This window comes from Chloroflexota bacterium, assembly GCA_016887485.1.
In the GTDB taxonomy this organism is placed as follows: domain Bacteria; phylum Chloroflexota; class Anaerolineae; order Anaerolineales; family Anaerolineaceae; genus Brevifilum.
This window is the reverse complement of record CP069394.1, coordinates 1357166-1383505: the sequence shown is the minus strand read 5'-3', so window position 1 is coordinate 1383505 and position 26340 is coordinate 1357166. Positions and strand designations below refer to the sequence as shown.

Below are 26340 nucleotides of genomic sequence, written 5' to 3'. Positions count from 1 at the left end.
AATTAAATTGGTTAACGATTTAAGATTACTTAATGAATTAATATCTTATTCCATTAATAATATTTATTACGAAATAAGATTTAATTAATCTATTAATTAAATAAGGGGAACAACCGAATAGTGAGTAAATCCGGGGATTGATATCTATAAACATCAGTTAATTCATGAAAGCTTGCAATGCTTTTTCCATCATCGAATTATTCGCGCCAACTCCTTGGAAAAACCAGTCAAATATGTTGTTTTTCTCTTTATTTAGTCCAGCCAGAGAGGGATACCTAAAAACCAATACACTGATTTATGAAGGGAGTCCAAGGAAAGCGTTTGGTATACCAATTCACAAAAGATTAATATCTTTTTTGGAATTTTGCATCATAACGGTAATATAGTCCTAGGCCCCTCGCATGTAAATTTATTTCGTCCATCATCAGTGAGATGGAGACTGAGTTAAAGATGGGAATACTTGGCATTATAATAGGTGAGGGTTTGGGTTAACTATTGCATAAACGATTGTTAGCGAGCCATACCGTTAATTACACCAGTACAAAGGATAATCATAATCATGACAGATGCCGAGAGGGAAAAAGAACTTCAACGGGAAATCCGTGGTGTATCAAAGTCAATTCGCAGCTTATTATCGGGGGTCAAATACACCATTGACTATTATCAGCGTGAATATAAATGGACAACTAAGCAGGTCTCGGAATTGCTCCAGGACCTTACCAACCGATTTCTAGATGATCATGAAGATGAGAACGAGCGCAAAGCCGTTGCTGGTTACGGACAGTACTTTCTTGGCTCAATTGTCATTAGCGCGAAGAATGGTCAGAAGTTCATAATTGATGGTCAGCAGCGTCTGACAACACTTACTCTCTTGTTGATCTATCTCGATAATCTCCAAAGCGATCGTGAAGACAAAGTCAGCATCAAGGAAATGATCTTCTCAGAGAAATACGGTGAGAAATCATTCAACCTGGACGTGGAGGAGCGAGCAGCGGCCATGGAAGCGATCTTCAACCAGGAAGATTATGAAATTAATGGCCAATCCGAATCAGTCAAGAATATCATCGCCCGATATAAAGATATTGAGAGCTTCTTTGATCCAGACATTAAAGATGAAACCCTACCATATTTTATTGATTGGCTGATCGATAATGTTCACCTGGTGGAGATCACAGCATATTCTGATAATGATGCTTATATGATTTTCGAGACCATGAATGATCGTGGCCTTTCGCTGACGCCCACAGATATGCTCAAAGGGTATTTGCTGGCCAATATCATAGATGAAGAAAAACGGGACGAAGCTGCTAATATTTGGAAGGCTCAAAGCCATGAGCTTAAAGAAATTTCACCTGAAGAGGTTTCTGATTTTTTGAAAGCCTGGTTAAGAAGCCAATATGCTCAGTCTATCCGTGAGAGAAAGAAAAATGCAAAACCACGGGACTTTGATCGGTTGGGGACCGAATTCCATCGATGGGTCAGGGACCATAAGGATATTGTTCAAGAAAAGGAGAATATTAAAGTCGGGATCGGTTTAACAACCTCTGACGATTTTTATACCTTTATTAAGAATGATTTTACTTTTTATGGGCAGCAATATCTGATATTACGCAAGGCGTCATCAGAATACCTTCCTGGATTGGAAGATGTTTTCCATATAGCCCAATTAGGGTTGACATTGCAGTATCCAGTAATTCTTGCGCCTCTCACGCCTGACGATGATAAATCGACAATCCAATTAAAAATCCAGGCTGTTTCTACTTTCCTTGAAATTGTCCTTGCCCGTCGGCTATGGAACTGGCACAGCATTAATTATTCTACGATGCAATATACGCTGTTTCTTATTATGCGGGAAATCCGGAGAAAATCCCTTGAGGACCTGATCCCGATTTTGGTTCGCCGGCTGGATGATCAAGATGATTTTGATAATTTTGACAGGTTTTCACTTCACAAGAAGAACCGTTATATGATTCATCGGTTATTGGCGCGGATGACGGATACTATTGAACGTGGTTCCGGCCAGCCATCCCATTACCTAGAATATATCAATGTTAAAGGCGACCCCAAGAACCCTTATGAAGTCGAGCACATCTGGGCAAATCATCCGGAACGTCACACAGATGAATTCAACCATCCATTTGACTTTAGCGAATATCGCAACCGGATAGGCGGCCTCCTATTGCTACCTAAAAAATTCAACGCGAGTTATAACGATTGTACCTATCAGGAAAAATACAATCATTATTATGGCCAGAACTTATTAGCGCAATCACTTAGTCCTCAATGTTATGCGCATAATCCCGGGTTTCTCAGTTTTATCAAGCAATCTGGTCTTCCTTTCAAGCCCCACGAGCAATTTAAGAAGGCGGATCTGGATGAGCGCCAAGCCTTATATATCGCACTGGCAAAATACACATGGAATCCTGATCGGTTGCGGAAGCTGTTGGAGGGCTAATGGAAATCAGGGAATTGCATACACTCGAAGACATCCGGCGGAGATTGGATCGGATCCATTCCTTTCAATCAGAGAATCCCTATCCTGAATACGAGGATATCGCAGCCTGGTTTGACTATCTGAACAGTATCAAATCGATCCAGGGCAACTTCAACAATGACATCGGATTCGTTTCAACCCTCCTGGCAAAGCGTTACCTTGAAGAAGAATTTAACTTGCAAGGTTTCAACGCAGCGGATAAACCTCAAGGCGCGCCAGGCCTGGATATTGATGTCAAACTTCCGGATGGCCGGCATTTGGTCGCTGAAATTAAAACAACCTCGCCCTATAAATCAAATGACCTGGGTGCTCAGCAGATAAACACCTTCAGAAACGATTTCAAGAAACTCCGGGAAGCTAACGCTGACATCAAAATATTCTTTGTCACCGAGCCAAGGACTTTTGAACTGATGAAGCTGGACAAATATAAAACACTGTTAACCGGTGTTCATGTTGTCTTGCTGCCCTCTGGTGAGGAGTTTGTTGCATAACCATGGCCAAACAAGAGAAGCCCTTCCATCTCATCGTCCGATTTGCTGATAGTCTATTTGATGTGGGCGATGTTGTTGCCCTTCATAATGAAGTCGTTGAGAAAAAGGGCTCGGTCTGGTTTGGGAAGATGGGTCAGACCATTTCTCAAATAAGGATTGACAAACTCACACAACAGATTGCCGAGAATATCCCCACTTATCTTTATTTGGTCAAAGGCAACCGGAAGAAATCAACAGCTTATCAGGCGCCCCTCCTTTCAATTAGCAGGGAGTTGCCGACTGATCAGGCGTTGATCCCTCCGTATTACACTGAAAAAGATATCCTCCAATTCATGAAAGTGTTCATGAAAATAGGAAAAATTACCAAGATTGAGATGAAAGACCTGAACAAGCTGCAGGCGGTCAGTTCGGTCTATCCGATGTCGGATACGCTGGCCCGCAGCTCATCCGGTTATTTTCTGGTTCACGAAAAAAAGATCAAGGAGTAATAAACCAACCACCATGGCACTCAAAAAATCAGAACTCTACTCGACAATCTGGGCAAGCTGCGACGCCCTGCGCGGCGGCATGGATGCCAGCCAATACAAGGACTATGTCCTGGTCCTCCTGTTCATCAAATACATCAGCGATAAATATGCCGGGACGCCCTATGCTCCAATCAATATCCCAAAAGGCGCAAGCTTCAAGGATATGGTGGCGTTGAAAGGCCAATCAGACATTGGCGACCAGATCAATAAGAAAATTATTGGCCCTCTGGTCAATGCCAACGCGCAAATATCACGTGCTGATTTTCCCGATTTCAACGATCCGAATAAATTAGGCTCCGGAAAAGATATGGTGGACCGCCTGACGGACCTGATCGCCATTTTTGAAAACCCTGCGCTGGATTTCTCCAAGAACCGGGCGGATGATGATGACCTGCTGGGTGATGCCTACGAATATCTGATGCGCAATTTCGCCACGGAGAGCGGGAAGAGCAAGGGGCAATTCTATACGCCGGCTGAGGTCAGCCGGGTGATTGCGCAGGTGATTGGCATTCGTGAAGCCAATACCAGCGCAGAAACCGCCGTCTATGACCCTACCTGTGGATCGGGTTCACTGCTGCTCAAAGTTGGCGAGGAAGCCACAACTCCCGTGACCCTCTATGGCCAGGAAAAAGATGCGGCCACCAGCGGTCTGGCGCGGATGAACATGATCCTCCACAACAATCCAACAGCGACAATCAAACAGGAAAACACCCTGTCAAAACCCCAATATTTGACAGGCGAGGCCCTCAAACAATTTGACTTTGTGGTCGCCAATCCACCCTTCTCTGATAAACGCTGGCGAACCGGTTTCGATCCGGATCATGATATCTATGGTCGGTTCGAATCCTTCGGCGTGCCACCTAACCGTCAGGGCGATTATGCTTATTTGCTGCATATTGTCCGGTCGCTCAAAAGCACCGGCGTGGGGGCCTGCATCATGCCCCATGGCGTGCTCTTCCGGGGTAATTCGGAAGCGGAAATCAGGCGCAACCTGATCCGCAAGGGTTACATCAAAGGCATCATCGGGCTGCCGGCTAACCTGTTTTATGGCACAGGCATCCCGGCTTGCATTGTGGTGTTGGAAAAACAAAACGCCCAGGCGCGCAAAGGCATCTTCATGATCGACGCCAGCAAGGGCTTTATCAAGGACGGCCCAAAGAACCGCCTGCGCGCCCGGGATATTCACAAGATCGTGGACGCCTTTAAGAACCAGACCGAGATCGAGAAATATTCCCGGATGGTGTCCTTTGAAGAAATTGAGGGGCATGAATACAACCTCAACCTGCCACGCTATATTGACACCCAGGAGCCGGAAGACCTGCAGGATATCGAAGGGCACCTGAAGGGCGGAATCCCTGCCCGGGATATTGACGCCCTGCAGCGCTATTGGCAGGCCTTCCCGGGATTGAAGGTGACACTCTTCAAGGAAAACCGTCCAGGACATGTTGACCTCGCTGTTAAGGAATCAGCGATCCGATCGACCATTGAGGAAAATCCCGAATTTATGGCTTTCACCCAGGAAATGGCCGATCACTTCGCCGCGTGGCAGGAAAAGTGGGTTCCCAAACTTAAGGCCCTCGAACCGGGATTCAAACCCAAAGAACTGATCAAAACACTCTCCAATGACCTGCTGGAACACTACCAGGACCTGCCGTTGATTGATCCCTATGATATCTACCAGCATCTAATGGATTATTGGGAAGAGACCATGCAGGATGACTGCTATCTGATCTCAACCGATGGCTGGAAGGCGGAGACTTATCGGATTATTGAAACCGATAAGAATGGCAAGGAGAAGGATAAGGGTTGGGCTTGCGATTTGATCCCCAAACCATATCTTGTAGATCGATTTTTCAAGGACGAAAAAAAACAGCTTGATGGATTAAATGAAAAAATTGAAGATCTCACTTCACAAATTTCTGAGCTGGAAGAAGAACATAGTGATGAGGAAGGTGTTTTTGCTGACTTTGAGAAAATCAATAAAACAAATGTAAATTCTCGTTTATCAGAATTAAGGATTGATCCTGAAGCTCAGGAAGAGTCCAAGATATTGAGTCTTTGGATAAATTGTTACAAAGAACTTGCTAGCCTAAAAAAAGAACTTAGAAGAGCCGATTCATTTCTTGACCTGAGATCCTATAATCATTACCCCAATCTTACTGATAATGATATTAAAACATTAGTTATTACTAATAAGTGGATGATGACGACTTCGTCTTCTTTACAAGAAGAAATAAAAACGATTGGTCAGCAACTAGTTTTAAGTCTGAATGATCTTAATAAACGTTATAAGATTCCATTGCCGCAATTAAACCAGTTAATTGCAGAACTGGAAAATAAAGTAATCAATCACCTTGACCAGATCGGCTTTCCTGGGATTGATCGGATATGAAAATAACAGAAATTGGATTGTTCCCAGAAGACTGGACCGTGATGAAGGTCAGTGAAATATCAGATGTGAAGACAGGTCCATTCGGTTCAACTTTACATGAAAAAGACTATGTTCAAAGTGGTACGCCAATAATTACTGTTGAACACCTTGGAATCACTAATGTTATACACGATAACCTTCCCTTAGTTTCTGATACCGATAAGAAACGATTAAAAGCTTATCTCCTTAACAAAGGCGACATAGTTTTTAGTAGAGTTGGTTCTGTTGATCGTAGTGCTCTAATTAGATCAAGTGAAGTTGGATGGCTTTTCTCTGGAAGATTATTGAGAGTCAGACCTTTTCGCAAATTAGTTTTACCCGAATATCTTATTTATCAATTCCAATCCGAGCCTTTGAAGCAACGAGTAAGAGAAGTCGCTGTCGGACAAACGATGGCATCTCTAAATACGAAAATCCTCGATAGCATAAAAGTTATTATTCCTCCCACTCTCAAAGAACAAAAAGCCATCGCCGAAGTCCTGAGCGACATGGATGCCTACATTGACTCGCTGGAGCAGCTGATCGCCAAGAAGCGCCTGATCAAGCAAGGTGTCATGCAGGAATTGCTGACGGGGAAACGAAGGCTGCCGGGTTTTACGGGAAGGTGGGAAGAAAGGCAATTAGGCGAAATTGGAGAAATTTCAGGAGCGGGAATTGATAAGAAAATTAAGACTGATGAGTCTCCAATAAGACTTGTTAATTATTTAGATGTGTATCATAGGAATTTGATTTTCTCAAAGGATTTACATCATTGGGTTACTGCCCCAACAAAAAAGATACTGAAATGTTCAGTACAAAAAGGGGATATTTTCTTTACTCCCACCTCCGAAGTCCCATATGACATTGCTAATTCCGCAGTGGCGATGGAAGATATACAGGATGCTGCTTACAGTTATCATCTTGTTAGGTTGCGTCTTTATGAAAACAATAATTGGGATCTATTATTTCGAGCCTATATCTTTGCTACTAGACACTTTCTCTCACAGGCAGAAACAATGTGTGAAGGAAGTGGAACCAGATATGTTATTACGCTAAAGAGATTCCGAGAACTAAGTGTGTTCTATCCCACTGATATTATTGAGCAAGCTGCAATTGCAGAAGTGTTATCGAGTATGGATAATGAAATTACCACTTTGGAAAATAAGCTTGATAAACTTAATAAAATTAAAGAAGGTATGATGCAAGAATTACTGACAGGGAGGATTCGCTTGGTATGAAAGTCTACAGTATTGAAGGGCGGCAATACAGGCTTAATGGCTCTCTGAGACCTTTTCAATTAGGCATGCAGGTCCATCTGGTCAATTGGAAATGGGCACATATCACCCGGGAACCAGGTTGCCATGGGGAGGCTCCGAATGATGCGATCTTACCCGAGTCCTATGCGGGTCAATTTCCAATGATCTATCCCCCAACTCTGGTGGCCTTTATGCGTCATCATGAAAAATTCCCATTCAAGTTGCATAATTACAGCAATCACGTGGCCAGCTCCCAGGTGGCGAACGCCAACCTGTTCCTGCCCATTTTGCTGCATCCCAAGGCGGATGCTGTTTTCTCGGCACTCAAGCCCGATTTTTCCCGCCTGGCAACCGACTACCTGGACCATGGCTTCCGAATCGAATTCTGGGATGAGCCTTTCGGCACCCTGGGGGATAAGCGGCCAACAACCGGCACCGATTCGGATATCGGGATCGCCTATTATAACCATCAAGACGAGCTGTGCCTGTGGCTGATCGAGCATAAACTGACTGAAGCTGAGTTCACGACCTGCGGTGGAAGCCGAAGCAATGGGCGGAATGCCAGCCATGATTGTTCGCGGTCGATTTCCGAGATCCTGATGGAGAAAGACGTTTGTTATTATCATAGTGCGAACCACTACCATTATTGGGAGATTACAGAAAAGAATCAGGACTTCTTTGTCAATCATGCGGACTATGACCACTGCATATTCAAGGGTGGCATGAACCAGCTCTGGCGCAACCAGCTGCTGGGCCTGAGTATTGAGCAGGATGAACGCCAACCTTTCCAACAAGTCACCTTTTCAGTGGTGAGGCATCCTGGAAACACGGCGTTGGATAAGACCTTGCAGGCCTATCAGCACCTGATTAATCATAATCCCGGGTTCACCACGTATACTTCGGCAGACGTAGTTAACGCTGCCGCTGCTATTAACGACCCGGAAATGAACCACTGGATTGCGTGGTATCGCGATCTATATGCTATCTAAGGGAGAAATAAATGAGTAACATTGGCGTACCGGAACGAGCGACCCAAAACCGGGTGATTGGTTTATTTACAGAGGAGTTAGGTTACCGATATCTGGGGGACCGGTCGGACTTTGAGAACAGCAACATCTGGGAAAAATATCTGAAGGACTGGCTGAGCAAGAGCGGGTATACGCCGGCTCAGATCAGCCGGGCGGTGGAACTGCTTCATCGCAAGGCGGATAACAGCCACAATTCGTTGTATCAAAATAACAAGGCCGTTTACAACCTGCTGCGTTATGGTGTGTCTGTAAAGGTAGAAGCTGGCGAAGTTCATGAACTCGTTCACCTGATCAACTGGGATGAACCCGAAAAGAATGACTTTGCCGTTGCCGAAGAGGTCACGCTGCGAGGGGGGCATGAGCGCCGTCCGGATGTTGTGCTCTATGTCAATGGGATCGCGGTTGGGGTGATTGAGTTGAAGAACAGCCGGGTCAGCATCGGGGATGGCATCCGGCAAAACCTATCCAATCAGCAGCCAAATTTCAACGCCTGGTTTTTCAGCACCGTCCAGTTCGTCTTCGCAGGGAATGACAGCGAAGGTCTGAAGTATGGAACGATCGGCACACCGGAGAAGTATTTCCTCAAGTGGAAGGAAAACGAAGAGGATAATACCCGCTTCAAACTTGATAAATACCTGCTGATCTTGTGCGAGAAACATCGGATCATTGAATTGTTGCATGACTTTGTGCTGTTCGATGGCGGGATCAAGAAGCTCCCGCGTGCGCACCAGTATTTTGCGCTCAAAGCTGCCCAGGAACATATCCGACGTAGAGAGGGCGGCATCATCTGGCACACCCAGGGCAGCGGCAAGAGCATTGTGATGGTCTACCTGGCAAAGTGGATTTTGGAAAATAATCCCAATGCCCGAGTGGCCATCATCACAGACCGGGATGAACTCGATAAGCAGATCCAGGGCGTTTTTACAGAAATGGGTGAAAGCATCCATCGGGCAACCAGTGGACGCGATTTGTTGCATCAGTTGGGTCAGGCAACGCCGAGGTTACTTTGTTCGCTTATCCATAAATTTGGCCATCGGGATGTGGGTGATATGGATGCCTTCCTGGAAGATATGGAAAGCCAACCCAGCCCAACGGTGGGTGAGATCTTTGTTTTCGTGGATGAATGCCACCGGACCCAAAGCAATAAATTGCACCGGTTTATGAAAGCGACCATGCCGAATGCGGTCTTCATTGGTTTCACGGGGACCCCACTTTTGAAAAAAGATGCCAAGACCAGCCTTGAGGTTTTTGGAAACTATATCCATACCTATAAATTCAATGAGGGTGTGGAGGATGGTGTCATTCTGGATCTGATCTATGAGGCGCGGGACATTGACCAGCGACTAAGTTCGGAGGATCGAATTGACGCCTGGTTTGATGCAAAAACCAGAGGGCTGAATGATTGGCAGAAGGATGAGCTCAAGAAGCAATGGGGCACCATGCAAAAGGTGCTCAGTTCCCGGGCTCGGATGGGTCGGGTGGTTGGTGATATTATTTTCGACTTCAGTACTAAGCGACGGCTTAACGATGAACGCGGTAACGCAATGCTGGTCGTTTCCAGTATCTATGAAGCTTGTAAATATTACGAGCTTTTTCAGGAGACACCTTTCAAAAATAAATGTGCTCTGATCACATCCTACAATCCCTATGTGGGTGATATCACCCTTGAAGAAACAGGTGCCAACTCGGAAACGGATAGACAATTTATCTATAAAACCTACGAGAAACTTCTTGAGGGAATTGAGGCTCAACCCAACAAATCGAGGACCGAAACCTACGAAGATGTGATGAAGGAATTGTTTCTCAGTGAGCCGGCCAATATGAAGCTGCTGATCGTGGTGGATAAATTGCTGACAGGATTTGATGCTCCTCACTGCACTTATTTGTATATAGATAAAACCATGCAGGACCATGGCCTTTTCCAGGCGATCTGTCGGGTGAACCGATTGGACGGTGAAGATAAAGATTTTGGTTATATTGTGGACTACAAGGACCTTTTCAAGAAGGTGGAAAACGCGATTGCAGTCTATACATCTGAGTTGGACCACAGTGCCGGCGGCTCTGCGCCTGAGGTGCTGATCCAGGACCGTTTGAAGAAGGGGAGGGAGCGACTGGATAACGCGATTGAGACTCTGGCTTTGTTAGTTGAGCCTGTCGAGGAACCAAAAGGTGAGTTGGAAAACATCCATTATTTCTGTGGCAATACGGAAATCCCAGAAGATTTGAAGGAGCACGAGCCACGCCGGGTGATGCTTTATAAATCCACGGTTTCTCTAATCCGGTCTTATGCAAATATCTCTGATGAACTTCCTGAGGCTGGCTATACAGGGGATGATATTGAGCGGATCAAACGAACAATGGACCGTTATCTGAATCTGCGCCAAATTATTAGGAATGCCAGTGATGAAACTCTTGACCTGAAACCTTATGAAGCGGACATGCGACACCTGATTGATACCTATATCGAGGCTGATGTGCCTCGGAAAATCTCGCCATTTGATCATCTTGGCTTACTGGATTTGATTGTGAAATCAGGTATTGCAAGTGCCATTGCTGAAAGGCTGGCTGGTCTAAGAGGCAATGAAGCAGCAATCGCAGAAGTCATCGAAAATAACGTCCGTCGGAAGATTATCAGGGAGTTCCTCAATGATCCGGCCTTCTTTGAGAAAATGTCCACTCTCTTGGATGAGGTAATTGCGGCTCGGAGAGCAAGGGCGATTGAATACGAGGAGTATCTCAGGCGAATTGCTGACATAGCGACCCAGGTCAATACTGGCCGATCGGACGATACCCCTGAACTACTTAACACACCAGGGAAAAGAGCTCTATGGAATAACCTTGACCAGGACATGGATTTGGCATTGCGAATTGATAGAATGGTTAAAGTCGTGCGGCCGGATGAGTGGCGAGGGTATCAGGCGAAGGAAAATGTGATCAAGTCAGCGATTTATGAGATTGTTGGAAATCAGGATGAGGTAGAGCGGATTTTTCAGATCATTTATCACCAACGTGAGTATTGATGGCTGACAAAATATTGATTGGTGAAATCCCAGTAGAAGTGGAATTCAAGGCTATCAAGAATATCCATCTCAGTGTCTATCCGCCGGACGGCGATGTCCGGGTGGCAGCACCAGAGCGGATGGATCTGGATATCATCCGCCTTTATATCATATCCAAAATAGGATGGATAAAACAGCAACAAAGGAAATTTCAGGCGCAGAAACGCGAGACACCTCGTGAGTATCTTGATATTGAAAGCCATTATGTCTGGGGAAAAAGGTATTTGCTCAATATTATTGAGGCAGATCAAGCTCCTTCTGTCCAACTGAAGCACGATCAGTTAATCTTGACTGTCCGACCTGGTAGTGACCTGAGAAAAAGGGAAGAGGTTGTGGCAGCCTGGTATCGTGAAGAAATTCGTAGAATTGCAGCACCTTTATTTGAGAAATGGGAAGATAAATTAGGTGTCAATGCGAATAAGATAATCGTGCAATGGATGAAGACGAAGTGGGGAAGCTGTAATCCTGTGAGCAAGAATATTCATCTGAATACAGAACTGGCAAAGAAACCCGAGATCTGCCTGGAATATATCATTATCCATGAACTGATCCACCTCATTGAACCAAGTCATAACGCTTATTTTATTTCATTGATGGATGAATATATGCCTAATTGGAAGTATGTGAGAGATGAGCTGAATAGGGCTCCTTTGGGGCATGTGGAGTGGGGGTATTGAGAAGTAATAAGGGCAGTATTTCTTGATTGGAAAGCTACCTTTCCCGAAGCAAAAGGTAGCTTGGATGTCTGCTGGGGATGAGTTGGATTAGTTATTGATTATTGGAGAAACGTGATTTGTCGAACGTTGTTCTGTCAACAATTTGGTATAATTTGTCTGACGTGATGTACACAATAGATTGTAATTTTGTTTTTCTTTCAGTATTTGCTGGAATGAGGATTGGATAATACAAAGATGGGTAAGAAAAAAACAAGCAAACTTGCCAGTATGCTAAGAGATCGGATGGATATGCAAGGGCTATCTGTCCGTGATGCTGGTAAATTAATTGGCGTTAGTCATTCAACTGTGGCTAGAGCTCTCAATGGCGAGACTGTTGAAATCGAAACACTGGTGAAATTCTGTAATTTCCTCGGAGTGCCTGTAGAATCGATGCTCAATTTACGGGAGGAAACAGATGATTTGGTAGATCAGATCTTAAGGGTAATCGGTATAGAACCTGAATTAGCTGAGGTGTTTATTGAAATTGGACATAACTTAGCTGATGATAGACTTGACAAGAGAATCTTAAATGAGATCGCTGCTTTTGCCCATTATAGGCTGGATTATTTGAAAAAGAATTGACAAATAGAAAAGCAGGAATTTTCTCGCGAAATTTCATACGCTTTTATAACACCAATCCGATGTCGGATTGGTGTTATCTGTTCTGGGAAAATAAACAAGGGGTGGGGTGGGATGTTCACTTTATAAATTTAAATAATCAATTTATATACACAGACCCCTCATCGGGCAAAAAATTTTATATAACCCCCTTGTAGTGGAAGAGATAGAGAATGTCATGCAAATATTGAAAAGATATTTTTGTTGGAATAGAATTGGCTTAAAAAAAATATTGAATGTGTTCTAAGCATTAGTGATAATTGAGAGACTATGGAAGACTTAGCGAGATTGCTTAGAAATAGAATGGACTCCGAAAATATGTCTGTTCGGTAAGAGGGCAAGTTGATTGGCATAGGTTACTCGACTGTCGCACGGGTTGTAAACGGGGAGACTGTTTAAGTTGATACACTTATCAAGATCTGTGATTTTCTTGGTATTCCTGTTGAATCCGCACAGAACCTTCAGTTTGAGAATGATGAATTGATGAAACAAATAATGATAATTCTTAGCATTGAACCTGAAATGGCTGAGGTCTATAAAGAAATCGCTGAAGATATGGCCTTAGGGAAATTGGAACCTGTTATTCTGTCGGAGATAGCGGCTTTTGCGCATTATCGATTGGAGTATAGGGGAAAGAGAAATGATCCTAATCCAATTAGCTTGATTTAACAGTTAATTTGTTTTAAATTTGGATTATCATGTGGTAGTTCAACCCCTATCTGACGTCGGATTGTGATTCTATTCGGGGAGTAGAGTGATTAATATTTGATTATTGATCTAAAAAAATTTTCCATTAGTTTTCTAAAAAAATATTTATTGATCTGACCTCTAAAAAAATGGTCAAGATATAGTGATCGTATTTTGGGGTCAGGTCACACCCAATGGAATGAATTCATCAAGAGCAGTAAAGAGTTCTTCGTAATTAGTAAATTGGTGTCGCAGGAATGAAAACAATGTTGTCCATTGATTTTTCCCCCACTCTTTTTTTGTGTGATTAGTTCATCAAAGGAATCGGGGAGGGGTTTCGTTATTTGTATTGAGGTTCTTTACAAAGAAAGCAGTTTCTCATTCATAATTTCACTTGGCTATACCTTATCATTCTTACCAAATAATCACTTTGATGGTTTACATGAATTTAATCTCATCATTAATGATATTATAGATAAACAAAAAGCCAAGTAAAGAGGGAAAACAGTGACATAACCCATACAATTTCCAAATTATTATCTTCGCTTAAATAAAAATCAATAACCATTAATTCTCGCTGCTTTACCACATAACTGCTTCGTTCATCAAAGTGAATAGAGAAAAATCGCCAATGTACACCTTGAAGATAACTAAAAAATATGAAAGTGACCTAAAAGATTTGCCCACGCATGTGAGGGATAAGCAATTACCGAAAACGCAAACCTTGTTACAGCAGAATCCTCATCACAATTCATTGCAATCTCATAAATTCAATAGCTTCACAAGGAAAGATGTGTTCCGATCCTATGTCAATGATAATTATCGGATTGCCTGGTTTTATGGAGATAGTCGTCGAACAATAGTTTTATGGCGGGTAGGGAAGCATAAATTAATTGACGATTTAGCGGATCTTGATGATATTTCTTCTTGTGTTGTAATCTCTGAGATCAATCCCAAATCCGATATGGAAAATAAAAAACCAACAGAAGGTGAAAGTTGGCAACGGAATCAACCTGGAATTTTTCAAAGGGTCAATCCCAATCATTTACGTTTGTTCGGTGTTCCAGAAGAAAAAATTGATAAAGTTAGAAAAGTAACTGACTTCGATTTCATCTATGAACTTAATTTACCAAAACAGGCCAATGATATTCTGTTAAGTATTTACACAACCCCAAACTGGTCCCCAGATAATTATTTGGATATCCACAATATTCTTTATAGGGAAAGTGCAGATCGATTAGAACAGTACTGTAAAGGCAAGATTAAGCGGCTGATGCTGGATCTTTCGCTGGAGCAGGAGGAGATTGTAAACGCCAATGCGACAGGAACGATCCTGATCAAAGGAGTGGCGGGTTCAGGAAAAACAACGGTGGGCGTTTATAGAGCTTTGCAGCTTTCTAAAGCACAAAGGTTATTCTCAACAAAGCCGGTATTATTTCTCACGTATACTGAAACCCTTACCAAAGTCGTGGAAAAATTATTTTATGAACTAACCTCAACCGATTCACATACGGAACTTTCAAAAAGGATTGAGGCATCAACAGTTAGAGACTGGTGCCAGTCTTTTTTAGGCGATCACAAACGCCGATTAGATTTTTCGTTAGCTGAAACGCAACTATCATCTTCAATATCTAATATCGTACCCAAAGAAGCAGATTTTTTCTTCTTGAAGCAGGAAAACTTCATCAAAACTGAAATTGACCAAGTGATTAAAGGCAGGGGAGTGAAAAGCTGGCAGGAATATAGCCAAATCAGTCGGGTTGGTAGAGGGCGGCCACTTCAACAAAATGCCCGTAGGATCATTTGGAAAATTTATCAGGATTATCAATCTCGATTAAAAGAAAAACAAATTATGGATGAAGGGGATCTTGTTCTGGAATCACTTGCAAAAATCAAAGAGATGGGAAACAATTTTGAGCCTTATCCAGAGGTAGTTATCGACGAAGCACAGGATTTAACACCTAAGGAATTAGAACTAGCAGCCGCATTGGCGGGGGGTGGGGAGAGCCGTGGTTTATGCCTTTTAGCAGATCCTTCGCAAAGTATCTATTACAAGGGCATCTCATGGAAAGACGCGAACATTACTATCTATGGGGCCAGAGTGAGAAATTTGGCAAAAAACTTCCGTAACCCAAAGCCGATCCTGGAAGCTGCCTGGGCATTATCAAAAGCTGATCCACAACATGAATTGGATGAGGCAATCGAACCCAGCTGCAGCGACCGTCCGGGCTTCAAACCAAGATTGCATTATGTTAGCTCTGAGAGCGATCAGGACTTGAAGAAGATGAAGGATTTGATTTTACAATTTGCAGAATCAAATCACTACAGGTTGGGTGATATTGCAGTATTGTGTCGTTCAAACGATCGGGTACAAATTGCTAAAAATTATTTGCAGCAAGCTCAGATACCAGTCTGTCATTTTAGAGAAGATCATTTTGATGTCTTCGAAAATGATATTAAAACCATCACTTTTCATTCTGCAAAGGGTTTGGAATTTCCAGTTGTGATATTGATGAATGTAGAAGAAGGCGTGATCCCAAGAAACACGAGTCACATCACTAATGCCGATGATCTGCAGGATGCAATAAGAATGGAACGCAAATTGCTTTATGTATGCATGACCCGAGCATCAGAGGAATTGTGTATGATAGCCACCGAAGGAAAGGGTTCACGGTTCCTACAAGATATTCCTACGAATCACCTGAAAATAATAAATTAATTAGGAGCAAAAATTAACCTATTGCTTTACGAAATGCGAACGTAAATAAAACTGGATTATAGCCGGTGATTTTCGATCCTTTTCAACACAATTGGCAAGGGTATTCAATTCTGCGAGGGAAATTTCTCATTTAAGAAACAATTGGAATAATAGTCCCTTCTCTCAAATACGTTGCATAATTTTGCCACTGATAATCTAACTCGTTATCCTTAAGTCTATTAATCCACGATGTAAATCGAGCACTTAGATTTTCTTTGTTCATTAATTCATCTAGTGTGGGAACTTCATTTTGGATAATTTCGACAATTTCAGGCATCATATACCAACGATCGCCCCACCATCTTTGTTTTGATTCTATTTGAATATTTGCTCTATATAAATCTTCTCTAACTAAATCCACCAATTTCGATTCATTAATTTGATAAGGATCCACCAAAACTCCAATTAGGGATTCATCAAAGTCAGCATATTGACCTGAAAAGGTTAGACTAAGTTCAGGGCTGCTGGCGCTTGGCAAATTGAAGGTTGCTTTTAATTCAACTTTGGTTTTTAATATTGGGTTTAGGTATTGAAAATGATAGTCGTCTTGAAATTCACGGCTGAAAAGACTGTCAACTTCCTTCATTTGATTTAGCGATTCCACTCGACGATCAAATCCCATGCATCCTGCAGACCGGAGACAAATAGCCACGTCTTCAGCTTTTTTTAAAACGGCTGGAGAGAAGATGAATGTAATTGGGCCGTAAACAGTGGGTACACCAGCATGCCCCTTTGCAAAAATTTTCCCGAAATCTTCTAAATTTAGAAAAACCTTATCCCACACGCCATTGTCTTTATCATTTTGATCGGTAACAAATTTCGTCATGTTTTGTTTTTCCTTCTCGAGCAAGGCTCTCGAAGGTATTCCGCCAATATGTAGATACGATTTGAAATCTTTGTATTGAGCCGAGTGGTACAGTTTGACATCCCGTTTTTGTAACAATTCAACTAATTCTTCAATCTGATTTTTCTTAAACATTTGGTCCCTTCCTAAAATAGACTATGTTGAGTTGCAATGATATTTTGGTTAATGTGATCTTCCAATTCTTTGGCTTCACAGCTTAACCTTTCAGCGATTTTCAGTCTTGCTTCTTTCCAAATGTCTTCTGCCTCTTGAACACTAATTCCGAGCTTGTTTAACCTCCATTTCTTTTCTCTTTCCCACCAATAAAAAGTATGCGAGTTACGTGTTCGGCCACTTTCCATGTAAAAACTAATCCACCCTAATTGGCGATTGGGTATTCCCAACTCATCCGCAGTATCTCTAATAGCGTTTTTACCGTCAGCAGTATGCTTATCAATGGCTACCCAAAAGGGGAATTTGGTATTTACAATTTCCTTGGATTCATTCAAAATCTCTTTAGGATCATGGAAAAATAGATATCCTGCAGCCTGAATAAAAGCCCGATCCCAGGGCCATCCCCCTTTTTTATGCAATGAGATCAGGTGATCCACGAGACTTTCTTCTTCTGGACGGGAAGCGAGCGACTTCAACCACAGCCAATATGCATCTGGACGTGTAATAGCTCGAGATATTATTTTGACGGGTTTATTGTTGGTTTGGCCTTGGAGGACGCTTTCCTCTCCCTGAGACAGAGCATATCCTAAAGATCCTAATCCGGCCGCATCCTTATTCTTTTTTCTTCTGGCAAGGATCGATAGATTCTCTAAAGTTTCGATCTCATCAGTTGTGTAATTTAATTCTCTAAGGTATGGCCAGCACTCCTCAGCACAAATGACAACACACCTGCTTCTGAGCCATGCTTTATCTCCATTGTCAATTAGATGGTAAGCTGTTTTTCGAGTAATATCTTCATTGCCCCGCCTAATCGCTTTCTGCAAAAGAGAACGACAATTTTGATGTGTTGATTTCTTTGTTTTATGGAAACTCATTTATTCGGTTTCCTGTGATGCAATGCGTTGTTGCCGAGGTCTACTTCATTATTTTTAACATCATATATAAACAATAAGGTTTATGACCCTATTGAGTTATCTATAAGATCATAACCATGATCGTAACCATCTCATGCTTAGTAACGTTTATCTTTGTTTCAGAAATTCCGGTTTTACTAGATCATTCCAAAATGCTTAAAGGCGGCCTTAATTGGTATCACTTTATCTCTTGGACAAGGGTTCTCTCGTTTCTTTCCTTACCGATTCCAGGCTGTCCTAAATGGAAATCTGCACGTCTCCGCAACCTGACCCTATATGTTGTATCGTCCCTTCATGATAGTCCAATCGGCTGAAATTGAGTAGGTTGAACCAAGTTAGTTGCAAGTACAGAGGGATGATAGCCTAGAGAACTATGAGGACGGACCGTGTTGTAATGTTTCTGCCACACCTCGATCAATATTTGAGCCTCCTTTAGTGTGTAGAAAATTTTTCTATTCAATAACTCATCATGCATTTTGCCGTTGACCGATTCAAAATAACCATTCCCCCAGGGGTTACCAGGCTCAATTGATTAAGGACGAACATGGAGCCTTGCTGAACAATCCCAGACCCGCATGGCAATGAATTCAGGGCCTTTATCAGAACGGATATGGACGGGAGCGCCACGCTTAATGAATAGGTCAGTGAGCACCTCAACGACATTGTGGAAGGTCAACCTCCTGGCCACCTTCACAGCGAGACATTTCCGCGGATATTCATCGATTACATTCAGAATGCGGAACTTGACCCCATTTGGGTGCAATCTTCCATGGAGTCATAACTCCACACATGTTTGGAGAACAACGGCCTCAATCTTACTAATGAACCATCATTGAGTCATAATCTGCCACGTATTGGCTATTTTTGGGGTATTTTTCGCACTTCCTCCCGCTAAATGCGCTGCCCCGCTTGTGGTTGATGATCCAACCCTCATTCCCTAGTAATGCTGTGATCACCCGATACCCATAGCGCCCATACTGACTGGCCAGCTCAATTTTCCTTTGTCTGAGCAGTGCTTCATCCTCAGGGACAGGCTTGTCGTAACGCTGGGTTGACCGTGGCTGGCCTATCGTCTGGCAGGCTCTGTGTTCGGAGATATCCAAGGCTTCCACGGCCTACCTGACAGCTTGACCCTTGCAGTCAGGCGCAATTACTTTTTTCCCAGCACCTCCTTATAGATGGCATTTTCCAAAGAGAGATCAGTCACCAGTTTTTTAACCTGGTATTTTCTTCTTCATTCTCTCCATTTTTTTGGCCTGTGTTATATCCATGCCCTCATATTCTCTCCGCCAGCGATAATAGGTCTACTCGCTGATCTCCAGTAGCTTTCTGGCTTCTTTCACTGTCTTGCCTTGAAGATGAGGATCTCAGCCTCTCGTAGTATGGTGATGATTTGTTCCGGAATATAAACTCGTCTTCGTGTCATTTCTAAACTCCAATTTCACCAAATACTATCACATTATCTGGATCAGTTTTTGGGGGTCAGATCAGGTGTTCACTTTCCGTATAGAAGAAGAGGTAATATAACCATTTTTTAAATCTAAGAAAAACCATCCTGGCATTTCCGATTTCGGAAAGTTTAATTTGTATATTATCAAATTGTAATTTTCTATTGAATTTCCTGTGAAACTTATAAAATGAATTCTTCAGTATTTTCTATTTCTATTGGATAGATTATTACTGATTTATTAATTTATGATGAAAACTTAAAACACTTAATCGATATATTATCTATGGTTTAGGTTTATTAACCTAGATAGACTCTTATATATATAGTTTTTCTAGTTTAGGGGGTAAGGTTTTGAATATTTCTAAAGAAAAACAAAAAATATCAACAGTTGCAATTCTAGCAAAAGATACATATTCTCGAAATTGGATTTCCCATATAATCCTGTTTGATTGGCGTACCCGGATAGTTGGCGAATTAATGTCCTTTGATGAATTAAAGGCTAATTCCATCACATCAAAAATAGATTTCTTATTGATCGATGTAGATGACTACAAGGACAACCTCAATGAAATCTTAAACTATTTAATTAATGTATTGCCTCGAATCAAAACACTATTACTAGCATCCACTGTTGAGGAGGATAATTTAATTCATTTAAGCAATGATCGAATTTCAGGATACTTATTGAAGTCTGAATCGGACATAACATTAGGGTGGGCAATCGCATATTTAATGGAAGGTAAACTTGTCATAACAGAGACTATATTGAAAGAAGCAAATTCTCAGGGATTTGATTTTGGTCCTAGGTGTTTGGTCATTAACGGAATAGATTCAGACGATTATTTAACTTCTACGGAAAATCGATATGCAAGATTGGCATTTATTCACAGTATGCCTCGAAGCAATCTTGCAGATGAATTATTGATATCAACAAACTCATCATTTACCCTAATCAGCAATTTATATACTAATTTGGGAGTTACCGATCTATTGAATGGAGATGACTGGATAAATTTTAATATCGAAAAACAAGGGGTTATATCATCTCATTTTGTGGAATCAAACGGTTGTGGTTATAAACCAAGGAATGGAACCTCAAAAGAAACAATAGCGTTTCATGTGTATTCAAAGCCCAGAATTGTCAATTAGTAAATTTATGAGGGATGGATCACTATGGAATTCTTAAGGAAAACTCAAGTTACATCAAAATTAATTATGTCACAATGGGGGATAGTAAAGGAAATAATGAAACACAAATTTAATTTCACATTACTCATAATTTCATTAATCTGTCTCTGTGCTTTATCTGCAGGCTCTATTTATGAGCCTAGCTCTGAGAATGTTAATGTAATTTTCGTTATAGATAATTCTGGAAGTATGGCAAATAACGATCCGGAAGATTTGCGCTTTGCTGCCACAAAATTATTCATTTCTTTATTGGATCAAGGTGATACGGTCGGAACGGTTATTTTCTCGAACGAAGCCAAGGTTTTACATGAGGGGATTGTAACAATAACTTCTATGCAGACAAAGTTGACCTTAACTGAATCCATTCATGCTGTGACACCTGACGGCTATACAGACGTAAAAGCCGCATTTTTAGCTGTTTCTGAGTTAGTTCAATCAGGTTCAAAGAATTCTGATCAATCCATCATCATTTTTTTAACGGATGGACAACCTGAACCTGTAAATTTTTACACCTCCTACGAACAGGATACGATTGATCTAATTGGATCGTTGAATATCCCAGTGATCTCAGTAGCATTGACCAATCATGCGTCCGTTCAATTTCTGGCAAAAGTCTCATCGCAGACAGATGGAAAATTATATTCAGCCAAATCGTATTTAGATCTGATTGATGTATATCTAGACATTTTGGGCCAGTGGAAGGATAGAACGATTATTGGCGAAGGTGAGATTCCTAGTCCTTCAAACAAGATTGTAAACATTGACCTTGGTCTTGCCCCTTACCTTACTGAAATTAGTTTTGTGGTAACAAAGGATGAGAAAATCAATGTTTCACTACTAAACCCCGATGGGCAGATTATTGAACCTAATGATCCTGAGGTGACTTATTATCAAGGGACAGATCCTGATTATGCAGTAATCACCATTGCCGATAATTTTCCAGGGGATTGGCAGGTTGACCTATCAGGTGAAGGGCAGGCACAGCTAAGGGTGATTATTTCTTCTAATCTTAAAGCCGACTTATTTTCTGGCAATAACCTGGCTGAAACTGGACAACCCATGTTGATTGAGGCTCAAATCTTGGAACTTGATCAATATTCAACACCACATCGTGTTATTGGTGAAGGCCAATTTAGTGCAGTAATCACGTGGCCGGATGGAACTCAGGAAGCGATAGATCAACTTTTTGATGATGGAACGCATGGCGATATCACTGCAGATGACGGTCTTTTCTCTAGACTATATCCTAATACCACGGTTCCAGGGACCTATTCCATTGAGCTCAGGGGATATAAAGGGCTTATTCCGTTGAGTACAAAAGAGATGGTCACTCTAATTTCTGTGCCTGATATTGTGATTGAATCGCCCCAATCCGAAAAGATTGCCATCAATTCTGGCGAGAGTGTAGACATTAGTGTTCGAATTGGCGAAAGCCAGGAAGAGGCGTTGGATTCGGGGACAGTAACAGGGAAAATCATTGATGAAAGTGGAAAAATTACAATAGTTGAATTAGTCAATAATGAGAACCTTTATACAGGTCACTTTGAGCCTTCGAAAACTGGGCACTACACTTTGGACACCTATGTGGATAACGGTTATTGTCAGACATTGCCTTATCTTCACACTAGCACACTGGAGTTTGAGGTTCAAATCATTCCGAGTATTGCTATAAACCTTATGGCTGGGCAATCAAATATCCTGGTTGAAAACCAGGAACTAGTAGAAGGCGTTCCAGTTCAAGTGAAAATTACTTCGACGGCCAGTGAAGTGCTTTCGCTAACACCGACAATGGAAGGGCCTTCAGGTGTGTATTTGGAGGGACCCAGTCAAATCACGCTAACATCGAATGAGACTATATATCGAGACCTTTGGCTCAAATCAGATTCGTCCTTAGGGCTAGGGGCATACGATCTACAAATCGTGTTTTCGACACTGGCAAAAGTGAACTTTACCAACGCTTCCATCCCGATCAGGATGACAGTCTTTGAGCCGACCATCACAGTCCTTAATGTGCAGCCCATCGGCTGTGAAGAGCCAATCGGTTGCCTGAATTGGAAGTCGAATCTGGAATTAACAATTTCGTCTTCAAGTAGACAATCGGAAGTGCTTTATTTAGCACTTTTAGGGGACAGCTCCATAAAACTGGTTTCCGACGAAATTATTGTGGAACCTGGGCAAGGAGAATATCAAATTGATGTGACCAACACTAAGCTTTTCACTTCTGGAATGCAGGAATTCGATTTACTACTTGAAACAGAAAAAGATTCAGTAGGAATGGAGGAAGACACACAATCCATTCCAGTTCGAATTGAATTGCCCTCACTATTCTCCAGATGTAAAAAGGTCATGCTTTGGACCGGCCTAATCATCCTTGGAACAATAGTGATTACAATCAAAGTTATTGGAGCGCTAAAGCAGCGACAAAAAAGATCTTTCGTGACTGGGACATTACGCATTTGGACTGATAAGAATCGATCTGCTGTAAGTACATTTGATCTTACCGCTATGAGTAAACGGCAACTGCTCATTGGTAGTGATCCGAGTTGTGACGTCTTTTTAGAGAGAGGGACAAGTCAATCGGTTTATTTTAAGCTAGTATCGCAGGTCATTTCTGGAAGGTCTGAGATTGTGCTAATTCCTGTGGAAGAGGTGAAGCAAAAATACAATTACGTTGTGAATGAATTGAAATTAGAAAATGAGATCAAATTCTCTGTAGAAAATAATAATTTCCAATATCTAAGTGACAGTGGTTATTAAACAAGAAAAGGATAAGAGGGGTAAATTAGCAATGGCTAAACAAATTGATAGTCCACAAAAAACTGAACTCAATATACCGCCAACCTTAATTGTTATGGAAGGCTCAACTGCAGGGAAGATTGGATTTCGAGTCAAGCAGGCGATCCAAAATCAGTATGGAGATATTCCGATAGTCAGATTCCTTTGGGTGGACACCGATGTCAATATTCCCAAAGGCGCAGAAAATTGGTTCTCAGCTGATGAGAGGGCGGAACTGGTAGGACATGATGTCAATACAGTTATCCGAAATATTGAGAACTTCCCCACCCTTAAAAAATGGTGGCCACATAATACTGAGATTCACGCTGGCATTGTTTCAAATGGCGCAGCTAAACAGATGCGTCTCATTGGCAGGCTCAGCCTTTTTCGGAAGTTCACTGAATCGGTTGGTGGCTCTTCATTCTTATCAAAGCTGCAATATGCGATTGAGAGTATTCACCATATCGAAAACATTATGAAAACTCACGAAAAGAGCAATGAATCCATTACCTTCAATGTCTCAGATAGCAATACAAGGGTGATCTTCATCTTCTCAACTTGCGGCGGGACTGGTAGCTCAATGTCTTTCGACCTGGCCTATCTCTGCCGGCGACTCCTTAGGGGTAACCATCCTGAACTTCTGGCGTTTAGCATCCTTCCTCCAGTGATTGATCAGGAAATTAAGGATGAATCGACGCTTCAGCGTCGAAAAATCCGAGCAAACACATATGCCTGGTTTCTGGAAGATCAATATCTCATGGAACATCCTAATTGGTATGTTGAATATCCTGGGATTGCTCCCGTGGATGTGGACCATGTCCCATTTGATGTCCATTTTGTGATTGATATGCTGAATGAGGCGAATAATCGACTCGATTCCTCTGAGGATATTTATAAAATGCTGGCCCAGGCGATTTTCCTCGACACAGGAACGGCTATTGCTGGTGAAAACAGCAGCTTCATGACCAATGTGGGCGTTTTAGATAACTATGTTTTCGGGCGGAAACAAGCTTACAGCTCATTAGCTTCAGCATCGATTGTCTACCCTGCTGAGAGACTTAAAAAATTCTGTGGGAACAGGTTTGGTTACGAGATTCTTCAGAACGAACTTTTTCGCGATGTGGATAGTGGTTGGATTAAGACAACAGCCTCATCCATGATTGTTGATATTGGACTGGATGATGAATCACTTGTGCGCTCGATCCAGGCGCATCGTTCCATGGACCTTTTGAAAAAATCGGCCATTTTGAAAAGCGAATCACTCCGAAATTCCATTACATTGCTGTCAAATCAATTTCAGGAAGCAGGCATCTTCTTTGACCAAGAGTCGGATCTGCTTTCTGATCAGCAAGCTAATATTGTACTGGGCTTCAAAGGACAGATTGAGAAGGTGATCGCTTCAACTTTATTGAATCACGGGATTAAGAACGCCAAAGCATTAATTGAAACTCTCCGGTCCCCAATTCGCGCAGATGCATCCGATCTGGTCACTTCTTTAAACGATTTGCAGAATAGGATCACAGAGCAAGGCGTTTCAGAGTCAAAGCTCTCTAATTTACGGCAAACCTATGAAAAATCCGTAAGTCGATTATCTGATATGGACGGTAATCTACTCCATAATGCTCAACAGCTCCTCTTGCGAAAAAAATGGGACAATGCTTTCGAAGAGCGGAAGCGTGCAAGCCTTTCATTGATGGAACAATATATCGAAACAAGGCTTGTTTATATCGCGCAAAACAAAGCCAGAGAGCTTTATAACCAATTAGTGACATTTCTTCAGGTCAAATCTGCTGAGCTGGATAGCATTGAACAAATTTTAAAGAAGACAATGGCGAGCCTCGATGAAAAACATAAGAAATTTCTTGAACCTCAGACAATAGCTGAAGGCACATTTGAGCTAAAGCGAGAGATCCTTAGTGATAAACAATATTTCCTAGACTTCTACCAGGAAAAGTCTTCATCACTTATCCAAAGTGTAATATTGAAGGATTTTATTGATCGGTTACAGCTTAATTCCTTGGAAGAGATTATCCAATGGATGGAGAGCCGATTTGAAGAAGACTTGGTCAGGATGTCCATGGACGAGTTTACTGATGCAATCAATGGAACTTCTCTTTTGGACGCTATTAATGAGAGGTATCCTGATAATGCATCTGAGCGATTGGGATCCATGATGGATGATTTGCTTGCTTATTGCAGTCCCTTCTGGCAGTTTGAACGTGATACCAGCCGTTTTGATCAGGAAGGGAAGAGCATTATCGGCATTCAGAACAAGAACAATGCATTGATCCCAGAACGTTTTCGGCAGAACCGAAACTTTAATATGGTCTCGACTGGATTCAAGCATAGCATCGATGTTGTCCGGGTAAAGCACGGTGTGCCCGCCTTCTTGCTGAAGGATATGGACGAATATAAGGTCATGTATGAATTGGTCCAACAAGAAACAATGGATCCTTTGCACATTCTGCCAAATATCGTAGTCTATGAAGATATCTTCCCGGACGAGCATAAGAAAAGCCGCCAGATGTTTGCCCTGGGTTTGGTCTTTGATTTCATAATCCAAATTGGCAGCTTCTACTATATTGATCTGAAACGAGACTATTCTGGGCCTCACAAAATTAAACCAACTGCAGAATTCCGGCTTGAACAGGGTCGTTCGAAAGCTGAGGAAGTCCTGATTCATAAGATTGATTTCAGGAAAGAGCTTGAACGCAGAATTGAAGACCTCGTTCAGGATATGGGGAATACCTCAGCCATTGAGAAAATCGAAGAGGCGATCACTGAATTGAAAGTCAGGATCAGTAATTTGCCCACCAATAACGAGGAGATGCGCCCCCAACTTCAACGTGAAATTACCTACTTGCGAGATTATCAACGCATGTTGGGTGCTGTTGTAAAAGATTATTAATCAATTTCAAAGGTGTGGCATCCACAGTTCTGGGTGCCACACC

16 protein-coding genes and 1 pseudogene are annotated in these 26340 nt (G+C 42.1%); 14 read left to right on the top strand and 3 right to left on the bottom strand.

Going from position 1 to position 26340, the window contains the following annotated elements; genetic code table 11:
* The first annotated feature begins 559 nt into the window (after positions 1 to 559).
* The 11 genes from JR338_06210 to JR338_06160 all read left to right on the top strand — a co-directional run bounded on the left by JR338_06210 (position 560) and on the right by JR338_06160 (position 16005).
* Positions 560 to 2455 carry a DUF262 domain-containing protein gene (locus tag JR338_06210; GenBank protein QRN82045.1) on the top strand — a complete coding sequence of 632 codons (1896 nt, stop codon included), beginning with the start codon at positions 560 to 562 and terminating at the stop codon, positions 2453 to 2455.
* On the top strand, positions 2455 to 2985 hold the full coding sequence (locus JR338_06205; protein QRN82044.1) for a hypothetical protein: 531 nt from the start codon (positions 2455 to 2457) through the stop codon (positions 2983 to 2985). Before JR338_06210 ends, JR338_06205 begins: the two co-directional genes overlap by 1 nt.
* A 2-nt stretch (positions 2986 to 2987) precedes the next feature.
* On the top strand, positions 2988 to 3473 hold the full coding sequence (locus JR338_06200) for a hypothetical protein (GenBank protein QRN82043.1): 486 nt from the start codon (positions 2988 to 2990) through the stop codon (positions 3471 to 3473).
* A gap of 13 nt (positions 3474 to 3486) precedes the next feature.
* The gene (locus tag JR338_06195; protein ID QRN82042.1) at positions 3487 to 5904 is read left to right on the top strand and encodes a type I restriction-modification system subunit M; all 2418 of its coding nucleotides are present in this window, start codon (positions 3487 to 3489) and stop codon (positions 5902 to 5904) included.
* Positions 5901 to 7160 (top strand): restriction endonuclease subunit S, encoded by a 1260-nt coding sequence (locus JR338_06190; protein QRN82041.1) that lies wholly within the window; start codon positions 5901 to 5903, stop codon positions 7158 to 7160. The genes JR338_06195 and JR338_06190 overlap by 4 nt, the downstream gene beginning before the upstream one ends.
* The gene (locus tag JR338_06185) at positions 7157 to 8167 is read left to right on the top strand and encodes a hypothetical protein (GenBank protein ID QRN82040.1); all 1011 of its coding nucleotides are present in this window, start codon (positions 7157 to 7159) and stop codon (positions 8165 to 8167) included. The genes JR338_06190 and JR338_06185 overlap by 4 nt, the downstream gene beginning before the upstream one ends.
* Before the next feature lie 11 nt (positions 8168 to 8178).
* Entirely contained in the window at positions 8179 to 11226 is a 3048-nt protein-coding gene (locus JR338_06180; protein ID QRN82039.1) for an HsdR family type I site-specific deoxyribonuclease, read from the top strand.
* The gene (locus JR338_06175) at positions 11226 to 11942 is read left to right on the top strand and encodes a M48 family metallopeptidase (GenBank protein QRN82038.1); all 717 of its coding nucleotides are present in this window, start codon (positions 11226 to 11228) and stop codon (positions 11940 to 11942) included. The genes JR338_06180 and JR338_06175 overlap by 1 nt, the downstream gene beginning before the upstream one ends.
* A 219-nt stretch (positions 11943 to 12161) precedes the next feature.
* Positions 12162 to 12563, top strand: a complete 402-nt coding sequence (locus JR338_06170) for a helix-turn-helix transcriptional regulator (protein QRN82037.1) — start codon at positions 12162 to 12164, stop codon at positions 12561 to 12563.
* 519 nt (positions 12564 to 13082) lie between these two features.
* Complete coding sequence (locus tag JR338_06165; GenBank protein ID QRN82036.1) at positions 13083 to 13268, top strand: hypothetical protein; 186 nt, start codon at positions 13083 to 13085, stop codon at positions 13266 to 13268.
* A gap of 649 nt (positions 13269 to 13917) precedes the next feature.
* Positions 13918 to 16005, top strand: coding sequence for a UvrD-helicase domain-containing protein (locus JR338_06160; GenBank protein ID QRN82035.1), 2088 nt, complete (start codon positions 13918 to 13920; stop codon positions 16003 to 16005).
* Between the two features lie 130 nt (positions 16006 to 16135).
* On the opposite strand, the gene JR338_06155 is transcribed toward JR338_06160, so the two are convergent.
* The 3 genes and pseudogenes from JR338_06155 to JR338_06145 all read right to left on the bottom strand — a co-directional run bounded on the left by JR338_06155 (position 16136) and on the right by JR338_06145 (position 19402).
* Positions 16136 to 17023, bottom strand: coding sequence for a hypothetical protein (locus JR338_06155; protein ID QRN82034.1), 888 nt, complete (start codon positions 17021 to 17023; stop codon positions 16136 to 16138).
* 11 nt (positions 17024 to 17034) lie between these two features.
* The gene (locus JR338_06150) at positions 17035 to 17937 is read right to left on the bottom strand and encodes a hypothetical protein (protein QRN82033.1); all 903 of its coding nucleotides are present in this window, start codon (positions 17935 to 17937) and stop codon (positions 17035 to 17037) included.
* Positions 17938 to 18268: 331 nt separating this feature from the next.
* Positions 18269 to 19402 (bottom strand): annotated as a pseudogene (locus tag JR338_06145) (IS3 family transposase).
* A gap of 375 nt (positions 19403 to 19777) precedes the next feature.
* Here JR338_06145 and JR338_06140 point away from each other — a divergent pair.
* From JR338_06140 to JR338_06130, 3 genes are read left to right on the top strand one after another with little or no spacing between them, the layout of a single operon-like run.
* Complete coding sequence (locus tag JR338_06140) at positions 19778 to 20575, top strand: response regulator transcription factor (protein QRN82032.1); 798 nt, start codon at positions 19778 to 19780, stop codon at positions 20573 to 20575.
* A gap of 24 nt (positions 20576 to 20599) precedes the next feature.
* The gene (locus JR338_06135; protein ID QRN82031.1) at positions 20600 to 23371 is read left to right on the top strand and encodes a VWA domain-containing protein; all 2772 of its coding nucleotides are present in this window, start codon (positions 20600 to 20602) and stop codon (positions 23369 to 23371) included.
* A 31-nt stretch (positions 23372 to 23402) separates the two neighbouring features.
* Complete coding sequence (locus JR338_06130) at positions 23403 to 26297, top strand: hypothetical protein (GenBank protein ID QRN84310.1); 2895 nt, start codon at positions 23403 to 23405, stop codon at positions 26295 to 26297.
* The last annotated feature ends 43 nt before the right edge of the window (positions 26298 to 26340 follow it).

What these genes read in the sequence shown, in the direction of transcription:
- JR338_06195 (QRN82042.1), top strand. Translation starts at nt 3,487, where the DNA reads ATGGCACTCAAAAAATCAGAACTCTACTCGACAATCTGGGCAAGCTGC.
- JR338_06200 (QRN82043.1), top strand. Translation starts at nt 2,988, where the DNA reads ATGGCCAAACAAGAGAAGCCCTTCCATCTCATCGTCCGATTTGCTGAT.
- JR338_06150 (QRN82033.1), bottom strand. Translation starts at nt 17,937, where the DNA reads ATGAGTTTCCATAAAACAAAGAAATCAACACATCAAAATTGTCGTTCT.
- JR338_06160 (QRN82035.1), top strand. Translation starts at nt 13,918, where the DNA reads ATGTACACCTTGAAGATAACTAAAAAATATGAAAGTGACCTAAAAGAT.
- JR338_06205 (QRN82044.1), top strand. Translation starts at nt 2,455, where the DNA reads ATGGAAATCAGGGAATTGCATACACTCGAAGACATCCGGCGGAGATTG.
- JR338_06190 (QRN82041.1), top strand. Translation starts at nt 5,901, where the DNA reads ATGAAAATAACAGAAATTGGATTGTTCCCAGAAGACTGGACCGTGATG.
- JR338_06165 (QRN82036.1), top strand. Translation starts at nt 13,083, where the DNA reads ATGAAACAAATAATGATAATTCTTAGCATTGAACCTGAAATGGCTGAG.
- JR338_06185 (QRN82040.1), top strand. Translation starts at nt 7,157, where the DNA reads ATGAAAGTCTACAGTATTGAAGGGCGGCAATACAGGCTTAATGGCTCT.
- JR338_06155 (QRN82034.1), bottom strand. Translation starts at nt 17,023, where the DNA reads ATGTTTAAGAAAAATCAGATTGAAGAATTAGTTGAATTGTTACAAAAA.
- JR338_06180 (QRN82039.1), top strand. Translation starts at nt 8,179, where the DNA reads ATGAGTAACATTGGCGTACCGGAACGAGCGACCCAAAACCGGGTGATT.
- JR338_06175 (QRN82038.1), top strand. Translation starts at nt 11,226, where the DNA reads ATGGCTGACAAAATATTGATTGGTGAAATCCCAGTAGAAGTGGAATTC.
- JR338_06210 (QRN82045.1), top strand. Translation starts at nt 560, where the DNA reads ATGACAGATGCCGAGAGGGAAAAAGAACTTCAACGGGAAATCCGTGGT.
- JR338_06130 (QRN84310.1), top strand. Translation starts at nt 23,403, where the DNA reads ATGGCTAAACAAATTGATAGTCCACAAAAAACTGAACTCAATATACCG.
- JR338_06135 (QRN82031.1), top strand. Translation starts at nt 20,600, where the DNA reads ATGGAATTCTTAAGGAAAACTCAAGTTACATCAAAATTAATTATGTCA.